At 73.7% G+C, this 19,868-nt stretch carries 16 protein-coding genes and 3 pseudogenes; 10 read left to right on the top strand and 9 right to left on the bottom strand.

Features of this window, described 5'->3' with window-relative positions; all coding sequences use genetic code 11:
- Positions 1-75: 75 nt before the first annotated feature.
- The 4 genes and pseudogenes from N8I86_RS12875 to N8I86_RS12860 form a co-directional block, all read right to left on the bottom strand.
- Positions 76-894 (bottom strand): DUF5336 domain-containing protein, encoded by an 819-nt coding sequence (locus tag N8I86_RS12875; RefSeq protein WP_263277812.1) that lies wholly within the window; start codon positions 892-894, stop codon positions 76-78.
- An 83-nt stretch (positions 895-977) separates the two neighbouring features.
- Positions 978-1,951: pseudogene (locus N8I86_RS12870) on the bottom strand (N-acetylmuramoyl-L-alanine amidase).
- A 195-nt stretch (positions 1,952-2,146) separates the two neighbouring features.
- A complete protein-coding gene (locus N8I86_RS12865; RefSeq protein WP_263277811.1) occupies positions 2,147-2,797 on the bottom strand; it encodes a class I SAM-dependent methyltransferase in 651 nt (216 codons plus the stop codon).
- Between the two features lie 113 nt (positions 2,798-2,910).
- Complete coding sequence (locus N8I86_RS12860) at positions 2,911-4,653, bottom strand: MFS transporter (protein ID WP_263277810.1); 1,743 nt, start codon at positions 4,651-4,653, stop codon at positions 2,911-2,913.
- A gap of 160 nt (positions 4,654-4,813) precedes the next feature.
- On the opposite strand from N8I86_RS12860, the gene N8I86_RS12855 reads away from it, so the two are divergent.
- The 4 genes from N8I86_RS12855 to N8I86_RS12840 all read left to right on the top strand — a co-directional run bounded on the left by N8I86_RS12855 (position 4,814) and on the right by N8I86_RS12840 (position 9,136).
- Entirely contained in the window at positions 4,814-5,998 is a 1,185-nt protein-coding gene (locus N8I86_RS12855) for a thiolase C-terminal domain-containing protein (RefSeq protein WP_263277809.1), read from the top strand.
- A gap of 288 nt (positions 5,999-6,286) precedes the next feature.
- Positions 6,287-7,726 carry an MFS transporter gene (locus tag N8I86_RS12850; protein WP_263277808.1) on the top strand — a complete coding sequence of 480 codons (1,440 nt, stop codon included), beginning with the start codon at positions 6,287-6,289 and terminating at the stop codon, positions 7,724-7,726.
- A gap of 52 nt (positions 7,727-7,778) precedes the next feature.
- Complete coding sequence (locus N8I86_RS12845) at positions 7,779-8,318, top strand: SigE family RNA polymerase sigma factor (RefSeq protein WP_073893447.1); 540 nt, start codon at positions 7,779-7,781, stop codon at positions 8,316-8,318.
- Positions 8,318-9,136, top strand: coding sequence for a hypothetical protein (locus tag N8I86_RS12840; protein WP_263277807.1), 819 nt, complete (start codon positions 8,318-8,320; stop codon positions 9,134-9,136). Before N8I86_RS12845 ends, N8I86_RS12840 begins: the two co-directional genes overlap by 1 nt.
- A gap of 22 nt (positions 9,137-9,158) precedes the next feature.
- Here N8I86_RS12840 and N8I86_RS12835 read toward each other — a convergent pair whose 3' ends face one another.
- Both N8I86_RS12835 and N8I86_RS12830 read right to left on the bottom strand, forming a co-directional pair.
- Positions 9,159-9,800, bottom strand: a complete 642-nt coding sequence (locus N8I86_RS12835) for a response regulator transcription factor (protein ID WP_073893441.1) — start codon at positions 9,798-9,800, stop codon at positions 9,159-9,161.
- Positions 9,797-11,196 (bottom strand): annotated as a pseudogene (locus N8I86_RS12830) (sensor histidine kinase). The gene N8I86_RS12835 and the pseudogene N8I86_RS12830 overlap by 4 nt, the downstream one beginning before the upstream one ends.
- A gap of 294 nt (positions 11,197-11,490) precedes the next feature.
- Here N8I86_RS12830 and N8I86_RS12825 point away from each other — a divergent pair.
- The 3 genes from N8I86_RS12825 to N8I86_RS12815 are packed head-to-tail and all read left to right on the top strand — an operon-like array spanning position 11,491 to position 14,405.
- Positions 11,491-12,348 carry a MaoC/PaaZ C-terminal domain-containing protein gene (locus tag N8I86_RS12825; protein ID WP_263277806.1) on the top strand — a complete coding sequence of 286 codons (858 nt, stop codon included), beginning with the start codon at positions 11,491-11,493 and terminating at the stop codon, positions 12,346-12,348.
- A 30-nt stretch (positions 12,349-12,378) separates the two neighbouring features.
- Positions 12,379-13,455: a Zn-dependent alcohol dehydrogenase gene (locus N8I86_RS12820; RefSeq protein ID WP_263277805.1), complete on the top strand. Its 1,077-nt coding sequence runs from the start codon at positions 12,379-12,381 to the stop codon at positions 13,453-13,455.
- Between the two features lie 11 nt (positions 13,456-13,466).
- Positions 13,467-14,405 carry a 3-oxoacyl-ACP reductase gene (locus tag N8I86_RS12815; protein WP_263277804.1) on the top strand — a complete coding sequence of 313 codons (939 nt, stop codon included), beginning with the start codon at positions 13,467-13,469 and terminating at the stop codon, positions 14,403-14,405.
- 63 nt (positions 14,406-14,468) lie between these two features.
- On the opposite strand, the gene N8I86_RS12810 is transcribed toward N8I86_RS12815, so the two are convergent.
- Positions 14,469-14,624, bottom strand: a complete 156-nt coding sequence (locus N8I86_RS12810; RefSeq protein ID WP_185091396.1) for a hypothetical protein — start codon at positions 14,622-14,624, stop codon at positions 14,469-14,471.
- A 96-nt stretch (positions 14,625-14,720) separates the two neighbouring features.
- Positions 14,721-15,907 (bottom strand): annotated as a pseudogene (locus tag N8I86_RS12805) (hypothetical protein).
- 186 nt (positions 15,908-16,093) lie between these two features.
- On the opposite strand from N8I86_RS12805, the gene N8I86_RS12800 reads away from it, so the two are divergent.
- From N8I86_RS12800 to N8I86_RS12790, 3 genes are read left to right on the top strand one after another with little or no spacing between them, the layout of a single operon-like run.
- Positions 16,094-16,951 (top strand): Nif3-like dinuclear metal center hexameric protein, encoded by an 858-nt coding sequence (locus N8I86_RS12800; RefSeq protein WP_263277803.1) that lies wholly within the window; start codon positions 16,094-16,096, stop codon positions 16,949-16,951.
- Complete coding sequence (locus tag N8I86_RS12795; RefSeq protein WP_123439727.1) at positions 16,948-17,691, top strand: zinc ribbon domain-containing protein; 744 nt, start codon at positions 16,948-16,950, stop codon at positions 17,689-17,691. The genes N8I86_RS12800 and N8I86_RS12795 overlap by 4 nt, the downstream gene beginning before the upstream one ends.
- 20 nt (positions 17,692-17,711) lie before the next feature.
- On the top strand, positions 17,712-19,223 hold the full coding sequence (locus N8I86_RS12790; RefSeq protein WP_263277802.1) for a bifunctional RNase H/acid phosphatase: 1,512 nt from the start codon (positions 17,712-17,714) through the stop codon (positions 19,221-19,223).
- On the opposite strand, the gene eda is transcribed toward N8I86_RS12790, so the two are convergent.
- Positions 19,195-19,857, bottom strand: a complete 663-nt coding sequence (eda, locus tag N8I86_RS12785) for a bifunctional 4-hydroxy-2-oxoglutarate aldolase/2-dehydro-3-deoxy-phosphogluconate aldolase (RefSeq protein ID WP_263277801.1) — start codon at positions 19,855-19,857, stop codon at positions 19,195-19,197. The two genes, N8I86_RS12790 and eda, sit on opposite strands and share 29 nt — an antisense overlap.
- Positions 19,858-19,868: the final 11 nt, after the last annotated feature.

The following is a 19,868-nucleotide window of genomic DNA, read 5'->3' as shown; positions in this document are numbered from 1 at the left end:
ACCGGGGGCCGACTGTACGACAACGGCCCCCCGCCCGGAAGGGCGAGGGGCCGGAGTGCGGCGAGATGCGGGACTTCAGCCCCGCTGGATGCCGGAGGTGTCCTGGAGGACACCGCGGCGGCCGTCCTGGGTCTGCGCGACCAGCGCGGCACCGCGCTGCTCGACGGCCAGGTACCAGGTGCCCGGCGCCAGTTCGGCGATCGGGTTCGACGAGCCGTCCTCCGCGAACAGCTGGCGCGGCACCGGCACGGCGAACCAGAACGGCGAGAAGTCCCCACCGGAGGTCTGCGGCGCCGGAGCGGCGGGACCGGCGGGCGGCTGCTGCTGCCCGGCCGGCGGCTGCTGTCCGAACGGCTGCCCCGGCTGCGGCTGCGCACCGTACGGCTGCCCCGGCTGCGGCTGAGCACCCGGGTAACCGTAACCACCCTGCGGCTGCCCATCGTAGGGCTGCGGGGCGACCGGCCTGGGGGCCGAGACGAGCGGGGCCTGGAGGGCGGGCACCAGCGGGGTGGCGATGGCGGCGCCCGCGAGAACGAGCGCGGCGATGAAGCCGAGGATGAGGCCGGCGCCGGCGTCCAGGCCGTCCTGGACATCGATCAGCGACCACAACAGCGTCCAGGCCGCGAGGACGCCGAACGCGGTGCCCGTGGCACCGAGGTCGAGTCCGAGGACCTTCCGCGGCTGGGGCAGGCAGCGGTTGACGACGATGAGGACGGCACCGATCACCGCGCCCATGTAGATGCCCAGACCCATGCCGAGGTCTTCCCAGGCGTTCCGGGACTGCGTGGCGCCGAAGCCGGAGTAGCTGAGGTAGGTCAGGAACGACGCGATGAACAGCACCACCGCTGCTCCGATCACCACGCCGTCGCCTCTAGTGAGGGAGCGGATATTCACTTCAGGTCCTTCGTGAGTCGTCTCGTCGTCGGTAGACACTATCGTCCGCAAGATCCGGCTGTCCGGCCGGTTCCGCATGCCGGTCAGGACCGACGCAGGAAACTCACCATTCCCTCGGAGATCCCCCGCGCTGCCTTCTGCCGCCAGGCGCCGCTGGTCAGTAGTGCCGCGTCCTTGCTATCGCGCATGTTGCCGCACTCGATGAACACCTTGGGGACTGTTGACAGATTGAGACCACCCAGGTCCGTGCGCGTGACGAAACCGGTACCTCCGCCGAGGTAGTTGGAGGGCGGTTCACCGGTCTCGCGCACGAAGTTGCCCACGATGCGCACCCCGAGGTCGTGGGACGGGCCGACGATCTCCCGGGTGTCCGCGGCGCCGGAGTGCACGGATCCCGGCATGATGACGTGGAAGCCGCGGTTGCCGGGCGCCGAGCCGTCGGCGTGCAGGGAGATGGCCGCGTCGGCGTGCGCCGCGTTGCCGATCCGGGCCCGCTCGTCCACGCAGGGCCCCCAGGACGGGCCGCCTTCGTCGTGCGTCAGTTTCACCGTGGCGCCCTGCTGTTCCAGGAGCGTGCGCAGCCGGTGCGCCAGATCGAGGGTGAACCGGGCTTCCGGATAACCGGCGTTGGTGGACGTCCCGGTGGTGTCGCACTCCTTGTGGTTCGTCCCGATGTCCACCTGGCGGTTGATCTGGGCCGTGTGCTGGAAGTTGCCGAGGTTGTGCCCCGGGTCGATGACGACGACCTTGCCCTTGAGCGGCCCCGAGGCGGCGGCCGTCGGCGACTTGGCGGGCCGCTTGCCGTCGCCGTCCGAGGAACTGGGCGAGGCGGACAGGGCCGAGGGCGAGGAGGGGGACGCCGGGGCGGTGCGCGAGGGCGAGCCCGAGGAAGGGGCCGCCGTGCGGTCGGAGCCTTCCGGACCGCCGCCGCCCACCGCCTCGTACACCAGCCAGCCGAGCAGCGCTCCGGGCACCAGCGCGGCGAGCGCCACGGTCAGCGGGCCGCGCCGGGACCGGCGCGGCTGCGGGGATCGAAGTCCGGGCCTACGTACGACACGCTGCCACCTTACGGTCCGACGCGCCCCGCCCGCACAGACTCCGACCGGCGCTCCGGCCCGCCGCGGCGGGGGAGGGGGCGATGCGCCGCCTGCGGACCGGGTGCGCGGGAGGCCGGAGCGCCGTGCGCCGGACCGCGGTCGTGCGGGTGGGCGGTCGGCGGCGGACGCGCCGTCCGGCACGCCGCCGCGGGAGGTCAGACGCCCGTGCCGGTCCGGCGGAGCACGCGCAGGGACCCCGTCGCCGAGATCTCCGTGAACGCGCCCGAGTCCAGGGCGCGCAGATAGACGCGGTAGGGCGCCTGGCCGGTGAACTCGTCCTCGGGGTACGGGAAGACGTCGTGGATGACCAGCAGTCCGCCCTCGGCGACGTGCCGCGCCCAGCCCTCGTAGTCGGCGGTGGCGTGCTCGTCGGTGTGGCCGCCGTCGACGAAGACGAAGCCGAGCGGGGAGTTCCAGATCGCCGCGATCTGCGGGGAGCGGCCGACCAGGGCGACCACGTGGTCCTCCAGGCCCGCCTTGAACAGCGTGCGCCGGAAGGCCGGGAGCGTGTCCATCAGGCCGATCTCCGGGTCCACCGTCTCCGGGTCGTGGTAGTCCCAGCCGGGCTGCTGCTCCTCGCTGCCCCGGTGGTGGTCGACGGTCAGCGCCGTGACCCCGGCCGACCGGGCCGCGTCGGCGAGCAGCACCGTGGACCGGCCGCAGTACGTGCCGACCTCCAGCAACGGCAGCCCCAGCCCGCCGGCCTCCACGGCGGCCGCGTACAGCGCCAGGCCCTCGTCCACGGGCATGAACCCCTTGGCCGCCTCGAACGCGGCCAGGATCTCGGGCTTGGGTGCGGCGGACATGGGCGGCCTTCCGGTCGTACGGCTGTCAGGCCGCCCATGCTGCCGTACCCCCTGGCCGCCGGTGCGACCAGGGGGTACGGGAGGAGGCCGGAAGGGGCGCGCGGCCCGCCGCGCTAGACGTCGACCGTCTCACCCGGCAGGGCGAGGTCCAGGTCCACCGCGTGCTCGGCCCCGGAATGGCTCGCGGACGAGGCCAGCGGTCCGTGCCCCGCCGCCCGCGCGGCCAGCACGTACGCGCCCTCGGCCGGCACCGCGAGGGAGTAGAAGCCGTCCTCGGCGGAGACGGTGGCCCCCGCCTGACGGCCGCGCCGGTCGATCAGCGTGACCTTGGCGCGGGCGACCGGAGCGCCGCCGGCGTCCAGGACCCGCCCGCGGAAGCCGCGCAGCACCTCCTCGGCGCGCAGCAGGTTGGCGTCCTCCTCGCTGCTCGCCCGCAGCTGCGCGTGCTGGGCCGGTCGCGGGGCCTTCGGCAGGAAGACCGCCAGCAGCAGGCCGACCGCGACGGCGGCGGTGGCGATCAGGAAGGAGACCCGGAAGCCGTGCATGGTCGGGATCTCGACGCCGCCCACGGTGTTCGCCGTGTTGGCCAGCACCATGCCGATGACGGCGCTGGAGACCGACGTGCCGATGGACCGCATCAGTGTGTTGAGGCCGTTGGCCGCGCCGGTCTCGGACGCCGGGACCGCGCCGATGATCAGCGCGGGCAGCGAGGAGTAGGCGAGGCCGATACCGGCGCCGAGGACCACCGACGTGATGATGGTCTGCCAGGCCGCGTCCATGAGGCCGAGGCCGCCGCCGTAGCCGAGGGCGATGACCAGCAGGCCGACGATGAGGGTCACCTTGGGGCCGTACCGGGCGGACAGCCGGGCGTAGACCGGCGCCGTGAACATCATCGTCAGACCCAGCGGGGCCACGCACAGACCGGCGACGACCATGGACTGGCCGAGGCCGTAACCGGTGGCCTTCGGCAGCTGGAGCAACTGCGGCAGGACCAGCGAGACGACGTAGAAGCTGACGCCGACCATGATCGACGCCAGGTTGGTGAGCAGCACCTCGCGGCGGGCCGTGGTGCGCAGGTCGACCAGAGGCGCCTGGACGCGCAGTTCGAACAGGCCCCACAGCAGGAGCACGATCACGGCCGCGGCGAACAGGCCCAGCGTCGTCCCCGAGGACCAGCCCCAGTCGCTGCCCTTGGTGATCGGCAGCAGGAGCAGCACCAGTCCGGTGGACAGGCCCATGGCGCCCGGCAGGTCGAAGGAGCCCTCGGCGCGCATCGGGGACTCGGGCACCACGAGGAGGGTGAGGGCGATCGCGACCACGCCGAGGCCGGCGGCGCCGTAGAACAAGGAGTGCCAGTCGCTGTGCTGGGCGACGAGGGCCGCCGCGGGCAGCGCGAGACCGCCGCCGACGCCGATCGAGGAGCTCATCAGGGCCATGGCCGAGCCGAGCCGCTCGCGGGGCAGCATGTCCCGCATCAGACCGATGCCGAGCGGGATCGCGCCCATGGCGAAGCCCTGCAGGGCACGGCCCACGATCATGGTGAGCAGCTGGCTGGTGAGCGCGCTGACCAGGGCGCCCGCCACCATCACGGCGAGGCTGAGGATCAGCATGCGCCGCTTGCCGTAGAGGTCGCCGAGCCGGCCCATGATGGGGGTGGCGACGGCTCCGGACAGGAGGGTCGAGGTCAGGACCCAGGTGGCGTTGCTGGGTGCGGTGTCCAGCAGCTGCGGCAGGTCCTTGATGACCGGCACGAGCAGCGTCTGCATCACCGCGACCACGATGCCGGCGAAGGCGAGCACCGGGACCACGCTCCCGCCGGCCTTCCGGGTCGGTCGTTCGGTCGTCGTACGGGTCATTGAGTGAGGCCTCCCCTGAACACAAGTGCTCGGTAAACCTCGTATGCGCAGGCAACTATTCCGTTGCTTCAGGCCTCTAATGAAGTCTTGACCTTCCCATGGGTTTCTGATCTTTCGTCAGCTCTGGTCAGTTGGTGGAACACGTTCTACTCTGCGCGCCATGAAGGCCTATGTCGCCGGGGTCGGGATGACCAGGTTCGAGAAGCCCGAGACCCGTGAATGGCAGTACTGGGACATGGTCCGGGAGGCCGGGGGTGCGGCGCTCGCGGATGCCGGGGTTTCCTACCCGGACGTGGAACAGGTTCCTGTCGGCTACTGTTTCCAGCCCTCCACCGCCGGCCAGCGCGCCGCGTACGAGCTGGGACTCACCGGCGTCCCCGTCTACAACGTCAACAACAACTGCGCGACCGGCGCGACCGCGCTCATGCTCGCCCGGCAGCTCGTCGAGGGCGGCGCCTGCGACTGCGCGCTGGCACTCGGCTTCGAGAAGATGCGGCGGGGAGCGCTCGGCGAAGGGGCCGGCGGCGACTTCGCCACCTCACCCGTCGCCCGGCACTACGGGATCATGGCCGCCCGGCACGGGTTCGAGGCGACCCCGCCCACCGCCCAGATCTTCGGCGACGCGGCCCGCGAGCACATGGAGCGGTACGGCACCACCGAGGCGCAGCTCGCCGCGGTCGCCGCCAAGAACCACCGCCACTCCGCGCACAACCCGTACGCCCAGTTCCGGGACGTGTACGACGTGGCCGGCGTGCTCGCCTCGCGCACGGTCCACCGGCCGCTGACCAAGCTCCAGTGCTCGCCGACCTCGGACGGCGCGGCGGCGGCGGTGGTGGTCTCGGAACGGTTCGCCGAGGAGCGCTCCCTGACCGGGCTGGTCGAGATCGCCGGGCAGGCCATGGCGACGGACACCGAGGAGTCCTTCGCCTCCGGCTCCTGCGTCGACGTCGTCGGGCAGCCCATGTCCCGGCGGGCGGCCCGGCAGGCGTACGACCGTGCCGGGATCGGCATCGAGGACGTCGACGTGATCGAGCTGCACGACTGCTTCTCGGTCAACGAACTGCTGACGTACGAGGCGCTCGGCATGTGCGCCCCGGGGGAGTCGGGGAAGCTGGTCGAGTCGGGCGCGACGACGTACGGCGGCCGCTGGGTGGTGAACCCGTCCGGCGGGCTCATCTCCAAGGGCCATCCCCTGGGCGCGACCGGCCTGGCCCAGACGGCCGAGCTGGTCTGGCAGCTGCGCGGCGAGGCGGGCGAACGGCAGGTGCCGGGGGCGCGCACGGGGCTCGCGCACAACATCGGGCTGGGGGGCGCGGCGGTGGTGACGGTGCTGCGGGCGGCGTAGGGCTTTGGGGGGAGGGGCGGGGGCGGAGCCGGTGGCGAAGTCCTGCGGTGGAGCGGTGGCGAAGCCCTGACGGTGAGGTGGTGGCGTCGCGAGGGCACCGAGTCGCGGCCATGGGTGCCGGGCGCCGTCGGGCGCTGCCGGAGGCCGCTGGAGTCGGGTCGCCGTCCGGTCGCAAGCAGCGGGACCCGTCGTCCGGACGCCCGCCGTCGTAGGTCGCGGGGCCTAGGCCGCCGCCCGGACCGGGCTGGGCCGAAATGCCGATGCAAGGACCGTAACCGGGTTGAGAGCATGACACCCATGCTGGAAGCCACCCCTGCCTCGCCCCGGACACTCCGCCGCGCCGCACCCCCGGCCTGGCTGGTGGTGGCACTCGCCTGCGCAGGTCAGTTCCTCGTCGTGCTCGACGTGTCCGTCGTGAACGTCGCCCTGCCCTCGATGCGGGCCGACCTCGCGCTGAGCCCGTCCGGCCTGCAGTGGGTGGTGAACGCCTACGCCATCGCCTTCGCCGGGTTCATGCTGCTGGGCGGCCGGGCCGGCGACCTGTACGGCCGCAAGCGGATGTTCCTGGTCGGGCTCGCCCTGTTCACGCTGGCCTCCCTGGGCGGCGGCCTGGCCCAGGAGGGCTGGCAGCTGCTGCTGGCGCGGGCCGTGCAGGGGCTGGGGGCGGCGGTGCTCGCGCCGTCGACGCTGACCCTGCTCACCTCGGCGGTGGCGGAGGGCCCGGCGCGGGCCCGGGCGATAGCCACCTGGACCGCCGTGGGCGCCGGCGGCGGGGCGGCGGGCGGACTCGTCGGCGGGGTCCTGGTGGACACGCTGTCCTGGCGCTGGGTCCTGCTGATCAACGTGCCGGTCGGCGCGGTGGTGCTGGCCGGCTCGGTCCGGTGGCTGACGGAGAGCCGGGCCGGCGACCGGCGCCGACTCGACCTGCCCGGCGCACTGCTGGTGACGGCGGGCCTCGCGACCCTGGCCTACGGCATCTCGCAGACGGAGGCCGAGGGCTGGACGGCGGCGGCCACCCTGCTGCCGCTGGGCGCCGGGCTGCTGCTCATCGCCCTGTTCCTGCTGGTCGAGGCGCGTACGGCGGCCCCGTTGATGCCGCTGGGCGTGCTGCGGCTGCGTTCCGTGGCGTCCGCGAACGCGGCGATGTTCCTCTCCGGCTCGGCGATGTTCTGCATGTGGTACTTCATGACGCTGTACGCCCAGAACGTGCTCGGCTACACGCCGCTGGAGGCCGGGTTCGCTTTCGTGCCCAGCTCGCTTTCGGTGGTCGCCGGCTCCAAGGTGGCGCCGCGCCTGATGCGCAGGGCGGGCGCGCGGAACGTGGCGGTGCTCGGCACGCTGGTGGCCGCGGCCGGCTTCGGCTGGCAGTCCACGATGACCGCGCACGGCGGGTACGTCACCGCGATCATGGTCCCGGGGATCCTGATGATGCTCGGCGCGGGCCTGGCCGCGACCCCGCTCGCGTCACTGGCCACGTCCGGGGCGGCGCCCGGCGAGGCGGGCGTGGTGTCCGGACTGGTCAACACCTCGCGCACCATGGGCGGTTCGCTGGGCCTCGCCGTGATGTCGACCGTCGCCGCGGCCGGTACGGGCGGCGGGGCGGGCCCCGAGGCCCTGACGGACGGCTACGCGCTGGCCTTCCGGACGAGCACGGCGGTGCTGCTGGGCGGGGCGCTGCTCATGCTGCTGTGGCTGCCGCGGAGAATTTCCGAGGGTTCCGCGCACTGAGGCAACGGTCCGGGCGGCCCGTGGACTCCTTCTGACATCAAGGAGGTAATCCATGGGGGACGGGAAGAGCGCTCGGGACGAGGAGTTCCAGAGCTTCGTCGTCGGCCGCTGGCCGCGGCTGGTGCGCACGGCGTTTCTCCTCACGGGGCAGCAGCACGCCGCGGAGGACCTGGTCCAGTCGACGCTCGAACAGGTCTACGTGCACTGGCGCAAGGTGGGCTCGGCCGACGATCCGGAGGCGTACGTACGGCGCGTGATGATCAACGCGCACGCGCGCAGGCACCGGAGGCGGCTCAAGGAGTTCCTCGCGCCGAAGGACGACTCGGGGATGGTGCGCGAGGTGGCCGACACCGGCGACCGGATCGCGCAGGCCGACGACCGGAGCGCGCTGCTGGAGGCGCTCGCCCAGCTGCCCGCGCGGCAGCGGGAGGCGGTGGTCCTGCGCTACTGGGAGGACCTGACGGAGACGCAGACGGCCGAGGCGATGGGCTGCTCGGTCGGCACGGTGAAGAGCAACGCCGCCAAGGGCATCGCCAAGCTGCGGGCCATACCGGGGCTGGCGGAGACGGTGACGCAGGGAGGGCGTAAGTGATGAGCGCGGACCGGGAGAGCCACGAGATGACACAGTCGGACATCGCCTTCCTCCTCGCGGACGCCGCGGACGAGGTGGAGATCGGCATAGCCCCGGTGCAGGCGGTCATCCGCGGCGGCCGCCGCCGCAGGGCGCGCCGCTGGGCCCTGGCGGCGACGACGGCCCTGGTCCTCGCGGGCTCGACGGGCGTGACACTGGCGGTCGCGGGGCTGCCCGGCGGGCACGGGGACCGGGGTGCGCAGGTGGCGACGCGGCCGACGTCTCCCGGGGCCCGGCATGTGTACGTGCCGCAGACGACGGAGCTGTCGCGGGGCACCTACCGCGGCAAGCCCTGGTACGTCGACATCCAGGTGTGGGGAGCGCCACGCGACGAACACGAGGCGGACCGGCAGTTCGACGCCATGGCCGAGCTGGGGATCAAGCCCGTCGTCAGCACGCCGGCCGGCCTGATCGGCAAGACCTCGCACTTCGTGACCCGGAAGTACGGTGTCGGCCTGCCCCGGCAGCTCACCTTCGACACGGTGAAGCACCCGGACCGCCTGCGGGGCACGGACCTGGAGGCCGCGGCCGCGCCCATCGAGTCCAGCGGCGACGAGGTGTCGCGCCTCGTGGTCGGCAAGGTCGCCACCACCGCGCGGGAGGTCACCTGCACCTGGCGGGACGGGCGTACGACCGTCGTCCGGAGCGGGCCGGTGAACTACCGGCACAATGTGCCCGACCCCGCCATCGTGCCGGTGGACGGCTACCCCGAGGCGAACTGGTTCGTGTGCGCCGCCCCCGAGGGGACGGCCTACAAGGACGTGAAGGTGACGAAGTGACTCCCCACCGAAGAAGACCCGGTCACAACCACCCCCGCTGCCGGGCCTCCCGTACCGCCTCCGTCCGGTTGCGGGTGCCCGTCTTGCCGATCGCCGCGGACAGGTAGTTGCGGACGGTGGACTCGGACAGATGGAGCCGGCCGGCGATGTCGGCGACCGTCGCCCCGTCCACCGACGCCGTCAGCACCTCCCGCTCGCGGGCCGTCAGCGGATTCGGCCCGGCGCTGAGCGCGGCGGCGGCGAGCGCCGGGTCGACCACCGTCTCCCCGGTGAGCACGCGCCGGATCGCCGCGGCGAGTTCCTCCACCGGCCCGTCCTTCACGAGGAACCCGGCCGCCCCGGCCTCCATGGCCCGCCGCAGATAGCCGGGCCGGCCGAAGGTGGTGAGGATCAGTACCCGGCAGTCCGGCGCCTCCGTCCGCAGCGCCGCCGCGGCGTCCAGCCCGCTCATGCCCGGCAGTTCGATGTCCAGCAGGGCCACGTCGGGGCGGTGGGTGAGCACGGAGTCCACGATGACGTCGCCCGAGGAGAGCTGGGCCACGACCTCGATGTCCGCCTCCATGCCGAGCAGCAGGGCGAGCGCGCCACGCATCATGCCCTGGTCCTCGGCGAGCAGTACCCGGATGCACTTGCCGGGCCGGTGGTCCCGGGGCGACTCGTTCATGGGCTCAGCCTAGGGCCGTGTGAGGAAGGGGGATCCTGCCGCGCCGGAGGCTTCCGCGCGGGTGCGCCGGGGCCCGTGGGGGAGCCGCCCCGGCCCGGTGCGGTCGGGGCGCCACCGGCTGGTCAGCCCGCGGCGGGCGCGGTGACCGCCACCGCCGTCAACTCCTCCGAGCCGACGGGAAGTTCCGCGGTCACCGTGAAGCCCCCTGCGGTGACCGGCCGGCGCTGAGGGAGCCGCCCGCCGCCGCGAGGCGCTCGGTGAGGCCCGTCAGGCCGGTACCGCCGATGCCCTGAGCGGGCCGGTCCGCGGCCTCCCCGCTGCCGTCGTCGGTGACCCGGAGCCGTACGTGCTCGTCGGCACCCTCGACGGTGATCTCGCAGCGGGCGGCGTCGCTGTGCCGGACCACGTTGGTGACGGCCTCGCGCACCACCCAGCCGAGCAGTACCTCGGCCTGCGGGGCGAGCGGCGCCCCGCTCCGGCGGACCACCGGTTCCACGCCCGCCGCGGACAGCGCCGAGCAGGCCCGGGTCAGCTCGGTGGCCAGACTGCCCTCGCGGTAGCCGGTGACCGCCTCGCGGATCTCGGTGAGCGCCTGCCGCCCCACCGACTCGATGTCCGTGATCTGCGCCAGCGCGGCGTCCATGTCCCCCGGGGCCAGCCGCCGGGCCGCCTCCGACTTCACCACGATCACCGACAGGGTGTGCCCGAGCAGGTCGTGCAGATCGCGGGAGAAGCGCAGCCGCTCCTTCTCCACCGCCCGGCGGGCCAGCTCCTCGCGGGCGGCGCGCAACTCCCGCACGGCCTCGGACAGACCGAGGATGGCGGCGGTCACCATGCTGGAGATGAAGGTGGCGTACCCGATGGTCGACGCGTCGCCCCAGCCGCCGCGCACATAGGAGACGGCGCCCGCGTACAGGGCGAGCAGCAGGCCGGTGCGTCCCAGCCAGGGGCCGCGCAGACTGGCGCCCGCCGCGAGGCCCAGCAGCGGGAAGAACGTCAGCCAGTCACCGCCGTACCCGAGGGCCAGGCCGGTGGTGAGCAGGCCCATCAGACCGAGCGCGACCCGGGTGGAGGCCGCCTCGCGCCGGCAGCGGTCGAAGGAGCGGAAGGTGACGTAGATGTACAGCGAGTTGAAGGCCAGCAGACCCAGGCCGCCGATCCACGGGTCGGGCGTCCTGCCCTGGAGCAGGTTGGAGAAGGACCCGAGGCCCAGCAGCAGCCACGGCAGCAGGGAGAAGCCGGTGGGCGGCGGTCCCGCGTGCTCGGTGTCCGGCGTCCCGCCGCCCTTCCGGGCGGCCCGCCGCGCCGCCTCGGACCGCCGGTGCTCGGTGCGCCACTGCTTCCCCTCCGCCCGCCAGGCCGCCATCCGGCACCTCATCGCCCGCCACCTCGTCATCCTCGTCTCCCCCGGTCGGTCGCCCCGCACCACGGCGGGCGACGGCACTGCGTACGGAGTCGACGGTACGGAACCGGGCCCGTCCCCGGCAGATGCGGTTGTACGGATCCCGGCAGTACAAATGTCACCGCCCCGCGGTACCTGACACGGCGTCAGGAGCCTTCACAACTGTGGAGCGCTCGGCTATACAGGGGGCGCCGGACTGGAACGCGTTCTAGGTCGGCCCGTGGCGACCTCGGTGCGGCCGACGGTGCGGACGGCCGTGCCGGGGTCTTGAGACCTGTCAGGAGCCCCATGCCCATCGACGCAGCCAAGGCCCTCGCCGCCGAACCCCGGACCGGCGAGATCAGCTGGAACCAGAAGGACGTGCTGCTCTACCACCTCGGCATCGGCGCCGGCACCCCTGCCACCGACCCCGACGAGCTGCGCTACACCCTGGAATCACGGCTGCACGTCCTGCCGAGCTTCGCGACCGTCGCGGGCGCCGGCGCACCGGGGGTGATCAGCGGGCTGTCCATGCCGGGCATCGAGGTCGACCTCGCGCGCGTCCTGCACGGCGGCCAGACGCTGACCGTCCACCGCCCGATCCCGGCCCAGGGCGCCGCCACCATCAGCCACCGCGTCGCCGCCGTCCACGACAAGGGCAAGGCGGCCGTGCTCGTGCTGCGCACCGACGTCGCCGACGCCGACGGGCCGCTGTGGACCAACGACGCCCAGATCTTCCTGCGCGGAGAGGGCGGCTTCGGCGGCGACCGCGGCCCGAGCACCCGTCTCGAAGCGCCCACCGGCGAGCCGGAGCGGACCGTCGAGCGGCGGATCCGCCCCGACCAGGCCCTGCTCTACCGCCTCTGCGGCGACTGGAACCCGCTGCACGCCGACCCCGAGTTCGCGAAGGTCGCCGGGTTCGAACGGCCCATCCTGCACGGGCTGTGCACCTACGGCATCACGCTCAAGGCGGTCGTGGACACCCTGCTCGGCGGAGACGTGAGCCGGGTGCGGTCGTACACCACCCGCTTCGCCGGTGTCGTGTACCCGGGGGAGACCCTGCGGATCCGCATGTGGCGGCAGGAGGGAAGCGTCCGGGTGGCCGTGAGCGCCGTCGAGCGGGACGACGCGCCCGTCCTCGCCGACACCGTCGTCGAACACTCCTGAGCCAGCCCACCGCCAGAGGGGAGCCGCACCATGCGCGCAGCCGTAGTGCACGAGATCGGCCAGGAAAAGCTGGAGGTCCTCGACGACGTCGAGGCGACGGGCTTCGGCCCCGGCAGGGTCAGGGTCCGGGTCCGCGCCGCCGGACTGTGCCACTCGGACCTGTCCGCGATGAACGGAGTGCTGCCCCAGCCCGCCCCCTTCGTCCCCGGCCACGAGGGCGCGGGCGAGGTCCTCGAAGTGGGCGAGGGCGTACGGCACCTGAAGCCCGGCGACCGGGTCGTCATCTGCTGGCTGCCCGCCTGCGGCGCCTGCCCGGCGTGCAAGCGGGGGCAGACCGAGCTGTGCCTGGCCGGCTTCATGAACGCGGGCACCCCCAACTTCCGGCGCTCCGGCGGTGACGTCTTCGGCTTCGCCGGCACCGGCATCTTCGCCGAGGAGGTCGTCGTCGACGCCGGCTGCGCGGTCCCGATCCCGGACGACGTGCCCTTCGACATCGCCGCGCTGATCGGCTGCGGAGTCACGACCGGACTCGGTGCCGCGCTCAACACCGCCGACGTGGAGGCCGGTTCGTCGGTCGCCGTCATCGGCTGCGGCGGCGTCGGCATCTCCGCGGTGCAGGGCGCGCGGCTGAAGGGCGCCGCCGAGATCGTCGCCGTCGACCCGGTCGCCTCCCGGCGCGAGTCGGCCCTGCGGTTCGGCGCCACCCGGGCGGTCTCCCCGGAGGAGCTGGCCGGCGCCAAGCAGGAGGTCACCGGCGGCGAGGGCTTCGACTACGTCTTCGAGGTCGTCGGCAGGTCCGCCACCGCCCGCACCGCCTACGAGAACACCCGGCGCGGCGGCACCCTCGTCGTGGTCGGCGCGGGCGCCATGGACGACTTCCTCCAGCTCAACATGTTCGAGCTGTTCTTCGACGAGAAGCGCATCCTGCCGTCCATGTACGGCGGCGGTGACGTCCTGCGCTCCTACGAGCGGACGATCGCCCTGTGGCGGGCCGGCCGCGTCGACCTGGCCGGCCTGATCACCCATCGGGTGCGGCTGGCGGAGATCAACGAGGCACTCGACCAGATGCGTACCGGGACCGCCCTGCGTACCTGCATCGAGATCTGAGGACACCGCGCATGTCACTGCCACTTCAGGGGCTCTCCGCGATCGTCACCGGTGCCGGGCGCGGACTCGGCCGGGCCGAGGCGCGGGAACTCGCCCGGCTCGGCGCGGCCGTCGTCGTCAACGACTACGGGCAGCCCGGCCGCGACGGCACCGGCGAGGCCTCCGCGGGCCCCGCCGAGCAGGTCGCCGCCGAGATCCGCGAGCTGGGCGGCCGGGCCGTCGCGCACACAGGGGACGTCGCCGACCTCCGGCAGGCCGAGGAACTGGTCGGGCTGGCGGTCGCCGAGTTCGGCGCCCTGGACGTGCTCGTCAACAACGCCGGCATCCTGCGCGACCGCATGGTCTTCTCCATGACCGAGGACGAGTGGGACTCGGTGATCCGCGTCCACCTCAAAGGACACTTCAACACCACCCGCTTCGCCGCCGCGCACTGGCGGGAGCGGTCCAAGGCGGCCGGCGGGCCGGTGTACGGGCGGATCGTGAACACCTCCTCGGAGGCGTTCCTCGCCGGATCCGCCGGGCAGCCCAACTACGCGGCGGCCAAGGGCGGGATCGTCGGCCTGACCACCTCCACCGCGCTCGCCCTCGCCAAGTACGGCGTCACGGCCAACGCGATCTGCCCGCGCGCCCGGACCCGGATGACCGAGGACGTCTTCGCCGGGTTCGGACGGCCGGACGAGGGCCTGGACCCGCTGGCCCCCGAGCATGTGGCCCCGCTCGTCGGCTACCTGGCCTCACCGGCCGCCGCGCGGATCAACGGCCAGCTGCTCGTCGTGCACGGCGGAATGATCGCCGCGATGGAACGGCCGCGGGTGCAGGCCAAGTTCGACAGCAAGCAGGAGACGTTCACGTACGACGAACTCGACGCGCTGCTCACCCCGCACTACGCGCGGCGGCCGCCGGGCGAGACCTTCGCGGCGGCCGAGGTGCTCGGTCTCAAGCGGGCCTGACGGCAGCGGGAAAGAGACGAGGGGGACGCCCGGCGGGCGCCCCCCTCTTCACTGGTACGACCGTCAGGCAGCCGCCTCGGCCGTCTCCTGGACCGGCTTGCGGTGCCGGCCGTGCGGAGCCGTCTCGTTCTCCTGGGCCGCGACCGGCCCGCGGTGCCGGCCGTGGCCGGTCCCCTGGGAATCCACGGACAGCTGCTCCGTCGTGCTGGTGTCGCTCATCGGACGTATTCACCCCGTCAACATGATCTTTCGTACAGCCGGGCGAGTGTAACCAACACACCACGGGCCGAATCCAGGCGCACACGCCGACCGGCACTACTTCGTTACAAGACGCCCCAGGGGTGCCTGCTGCAACGGAACCGGACGGGCCGTCACCGGCTCCGCGGAGCCCGGTTCCGGTGCCTCGCGGGACGCCTCGGGCACCCCGCCGCCCGTGCCGTCCGGGACCGCACCCGCCGGACCGGTGTCCCGCGGTACCCCCGCTTCACCCCGGGGCACCGTCAGCTCCGCGACACCGCACGGAGTCTCCCGCGTGACGTACGGCAGCCGCAGCACCCCGTCCCGCGTCCACACCCCGGCGCCCGCCAGCCACCCCTCGGGAGCCGGGAGATGACACACCTGCCGCTCGGCCGGCCGCCAGACGCACACCCAGCCGCCGAACTCGCCCTCGACGCGCAGCGCCACCGCGCAGTTCTCCGGCATCAGCACCTGCCCCGGCTGGATCGCGAACGGCGTCACCGTGCAGTCCGGCACCCGCAGGCACTCCGGGAAGCGCACCGGCAGCGTGCTGCCGAGCACCCCCCAGCCCAGCCGCGGGCGCCCCGGCGAGGGCGCGTCGGAGGAGATCAGCAGCAGCCCGCTGTCGAGGTCGGCGAGCAGCAGCCGGTCGTCGCTGCCCTCCGCGATCTGCAGCAGGGGAGAGACCTCCACGCGCTCCAGGTCGACCACGACCGTCTTGGTGCGCCCGCCCAGTTCCCGGTCCAGCGCCAGCATCCGCCCGGCGCCGTCCAGCCACACCCCGCCCGAGCAGCGCCCCGGCACCTCGGCGAGCCGCTCGGGACCGAACGCCCCGCCCGCCACCAGCCACACCACGCTGGAACGCGCGCCGACGGCCAGGGCGTACGCCCGCGTGCCCCCGGCGCCGGCGGCAGCAGCGTGAACCGGGTGCCGGGCTCGGGGCACTCCACCGCGCCCAGCGGCAGCTCGCCCGTGCCGGGCCCGGTCGGGTACAGCAGCGCGAAGACGTGCCGCCGCTCCACCAGCCGGTGGATCAGCACCCGGCCGTCGCTCATGGGCTGCACCTGGGTGCCGGGCTCCTCGGGCTGGTTGCCGGGCAGCGGGACGGCGTACGGCTCCGGGCTGTCCAGCGTCCAGCGCTCGGGGAACCAGGAGTCACCGTCCAGCGCGAGCCGGGCGGCGTACGCGCCGTCCGCCGTGAGAGCGCATCCCGTCCCACCGTCTTCCGCGCCGGTCGACGGGGTTTCGATCGCACAGGCCGTCATGGTTCGGTCACCTCCGGCGACGAAGCTAGTTTTCGCACGCACAGACGTGGGACGGGCCGTCCCCCCTTCACACATACGGGTGGTGCAGAAGCGATTCGCCTGAGGGAACCGGGGCCGCTGTGCTGAGCGGGGCCGGACCGGGCGCACGCGGTACGGCCGCGCCGAACGGCCAGGTAGCCTTTTCCCGTGCCCCGTCTGTCTGAAGTCATCGCCGCGCTGGAGAACCTGTGGCCCGCCGAGCGGGCCGAGTCCTGGGACGCGGTCGGCACGGTCGTGGGCGACCCCGACCAGGAGGTCACCCGGGTCCTGTTCGCCGTCGACCCCGTCCGGGAGATCGTCGACGAGGCGGTGAAGCTCGGCGCCGACCTGCTTATCACCCACCACCCGCTCTATCTGCGGGGGACCACCACGGTCGCGGCCACGCACTTCAAGGGCCGGGTCGTGCACACGCTGATCAAGAACGACATCGCGCTGCACGTGGCCCACACCAACGCCGACACCGCCGACCCGGGCGTCTCCGACGCCCTCGCCGGCGCCCTCGACCTCCGCGTCGTACGGCCCCTCGTGCCGGACCCGACGGACCCGGAGGGCCGCCGGGGCCTCGGCCGCGTCTGCGAACTCGACCACCCGCTCACCGTCCGCGAACTGGCCGCCCGCGCCGCCGAGCGGCTGCCCGCCACCGCGCAGGGCGTCCGGGTGGCCGGCGACCCCGAGGCCGTCGTCCGCACGATCGCCGTCAGCGGCGGTTCCGGCGACAGCCTCTTCGACCAGGTCCGCGCGGCCGGTGTGGACGCCTTCCTCACCGCCGACCTGCGCCACCACCCGGTGAGCGAGGCCGTCGCCCACAGTCCTCTCGCGCTGCTCGACGCGGCGCACTGGGCCACCGAGTGGCCCTGGTGCGAGCTGGCCGCGAGCCAGCTCGACGAGATCTCCGACCGTCACGGCTGGGACCTCAGGGTCCATGTCTCCAAGACGGTCACCGACCCCTGGACCGCCCACGCGGCGTCCTCCGTCCCCAACCAGTACCCGGGAGCCCCCAACTGAACGCCGCGCCCGCCGACCAGATCCGACTCCTCGACGTCCAGGCCCTCGACGTCCGCCTGCAGCAGCTGGCGCACAAGCGGAAGTCCCTGCCCGAGCACACCGAGATCACGTCGCTGAACAAGGACCTCACGCAGCTGCGCGACCTGCTGGTCGCCGCGCAGACCGAGGAGAGCGACACCGCCCGCGAGCAGACCAAGGCCGAGCAGGACGTGGACCAGGTGCGCCGGCGCGCCGCCCGCGACCAGCAGCGGCTGGACTCCGGCGCGGTCACCTCGCCGAAGGACCTGTCCAACCTCCAGCACGAGATCGCCTCCCTCGCCAAGCGCCAGGGTGACCTGGAGGACGTCGTCCTGGAGGTCATGGAGCGCCGCGAGAGCGCGCAGGAGCGGGTGACCGAGCTGACCGGGCGGGTCGCCTCCGTGCAGGCGAAGATCGACGACGCGACCGGCCGCCGGGACGCCGCGTTCGAGGAGATCGACGGCGAGGTGGCGTCCGTGACCAAGGAGCGCGAGGTCGTCGCGGCCTCCGTCCCGGCCGACCTGCTCAAGCTGTACGACAAGCTGCGCGAGCAGCAGGGCGGCATCGGCGCGGCGAAGCTGTACGCCCGCACCTGCCAGGGCTGCCGCCAGGAGCTGGCCATCACCGAGCTGAACGAGGTCCGCGCGGCGGCGCCGGACACGGTGGTCCGCTGCGAGAACTGCCGCCGCATCCTGGTGCGCACGGCCGAGTCGGGTCTGTAGGGGAGTAGGGGGCGTTGGGCGTGCGGGAGTTCATCGTCGAGGCCGACGGCGGGTCGCGGGGCAACCCGGGGCCGGCCGGGTACGGCGCCGTGGTGAGCGACGCGGCGACGGGGGAGACCCTGACGGAGGCGGCCGAGTACATCGGCGTCGCCACGAACAACGTCGCCGAGTACCGCGGTCTCCTCGCGGGACTGCGCGCCGCCCACGCCCTCGACCCCGCCGCGCGGGTCCACGTCCGGATGGACTCCAAGCTCGTCATCGAGCAGATGTCGGGCCGCTGGAAGATCAAGCACCCCGCGATGAAGCCGCTGGCGACCGAGGCGAGGGCCGTCCTCCCGCCGGACCAGGTGTTCTACGAGTGGATCCCCCGGGAGCGCAACAAGCACGCCGACCGGCTGGCCAACGAGGCGATGGACGCGGGTGCCAAGGGCGAGCAGTGGTCCCCGTCCCGGTCCCGGGCCGCCCTGGACACCCCACCGGCGGCCCCGGAGCCGACGGGTCCGCCCGGCGACGCGACCGCGGGCGCGGCGAGGGCCCGGGCGGCTCTCGCCGAGGGACGGGCCACTCCGGCACGGCCGACGCCCGCCGAGGCACCGGCCGCCGGTCCGGCGTCGCCCACGGGACCGTCGCCCACCGAGGCGGCCGCCGGCGGTCCGTCCCGTCCGGCGTCCGGTGCCTCCGCGAGCGGTGGCCCCGCCGAGTCCGCCGCGCAGGCCGGCAGCGGTCCGGGATCGTCGTTCGCCGGACAGTCGTCGGCGACTGAGGCGGCCGGCGGCGGGTCGTCCGACGCGGCGACGACCGCGCGGCAGCCGGCGTCCGCCGCCGCGAGCGGGGCGGCTGCCGAGGCGCTTCCCGTCAGCGGGCGGCAGCCGTCCGCGCCGGGGTGGAGCAGTGCCCCCGATCTCGGCGCCCCCGCCACCTTCGTCCTGCTCCGGCACGGCGAGACCCCGCTCACCCCCCAGAAGCGCTTCTCCGGCAGCGGCGGTACCGACCCCTCCCTCTCCGACGCGGGCCGCGAGCAGGCCCGGCGCGTCGCCGAGGCACTCGCGCGGCGCGGCACCGTCCAGGCCGTCGTGGCGTCCCCGCTCGCCCGCACCCGGGAGACCGCCGGTATCGTCGCGGCCCGCCTGGGCCTGGACGTCACGGTCGACGACGGCCTGCGCGAGACCGACTTCGGCGCCTGGGAGGGCCTGACCTTCGGCGAGGTCCGCGAGCGCCACCCGGAGGACCTGAACGCCTGGCTCGCCGACCCGGAGGCGCACCCCACCGGCGGCGGCGAGAGCTTCGCCGAGACGGCCCACCGGATCGCCGCCACCCGGGACAAACTGGTCGCGGCCCACGCCGGCCGCACGGTCCTGCTGGTCACCCACGTCACGCCGATCAAGACCTTCGTCCGCCTCGCCCTGGGCGCACCGCCCGAGTCGCTGTTCCGGATGGAGCTCTCGGCGGCGTCCCTGTCGGCGGTGGCGTACTACGCCGACGGCAACGCGAGCGTACGGCTGTTCAACGAGACGTCCCACCTGCGCCCCTGAGCCCGGCCGCGGCCCGCGCCAGCTCCTCGATCCGGGCCCAGTCCCCGGCGGCCACCGCGTCCGCCGGGACCATCCAGCTGCCGCCCACGCAGCCGACGTTGGGCAGCGCCAGGTACTCCGCCGCGGTCGCCGCGCCGATCCCGCCGGTCGGGCAGAAGCGGGCCTGCGGCAGGGGTCCCGCCAGCGACCTCAGATAGGCCGTCCCGCCCGCCGCCTGCGCGGGGAAGAACTTCATCTCCCGCACCCCGCGCTCCAGCAGGGCCACCACCTCCGAGGTGGTCGACACCCCCGGCAGGAACGGCACCCCGGACCCGCGCATCGCCGTCAGCAGCGCCTCGGTCCACCCCGGGCTCACCAGGAACCGCGCCCCGGCGGCCACACACGCGTCCACCTGCTCCGGCGTGATCACCGTGCCCGCCCCGACCACCGCGTCCGGTACCTCGGTGGCGACGGCCCGGATGGCCTCGGGCGCCGCCGGGGTCCGCAGCGTCACCTCGATCGCGGGCAGCCCGCCCGCCACCAGGGCCCGTGCGAGCGGTACGGCGTCGGCGGGGTCGGAGAGCACCACGACGGGCACGACGGGCGCGAGATCGAGCACGGAGGCAGGGGAGGGGCAGGGCAGCGGCGAGGTCATGCCCTCATCGT

The organism is Streptomyces albidicamelliae (assembly GCF_025642175.1).
GTDB classification, from domain to species: Bacteria; Actinomycetota; Actinomycetes; order Streptomycetales; family Streptomycetaceae; genus Streptomyces; species Streptomyces albidocamelliae.
The sequence above is the reverse complement of the archived record's forward strand: the minus strand, read 5'-3'. Positions and strand labels throughout refer to the sequence as shown.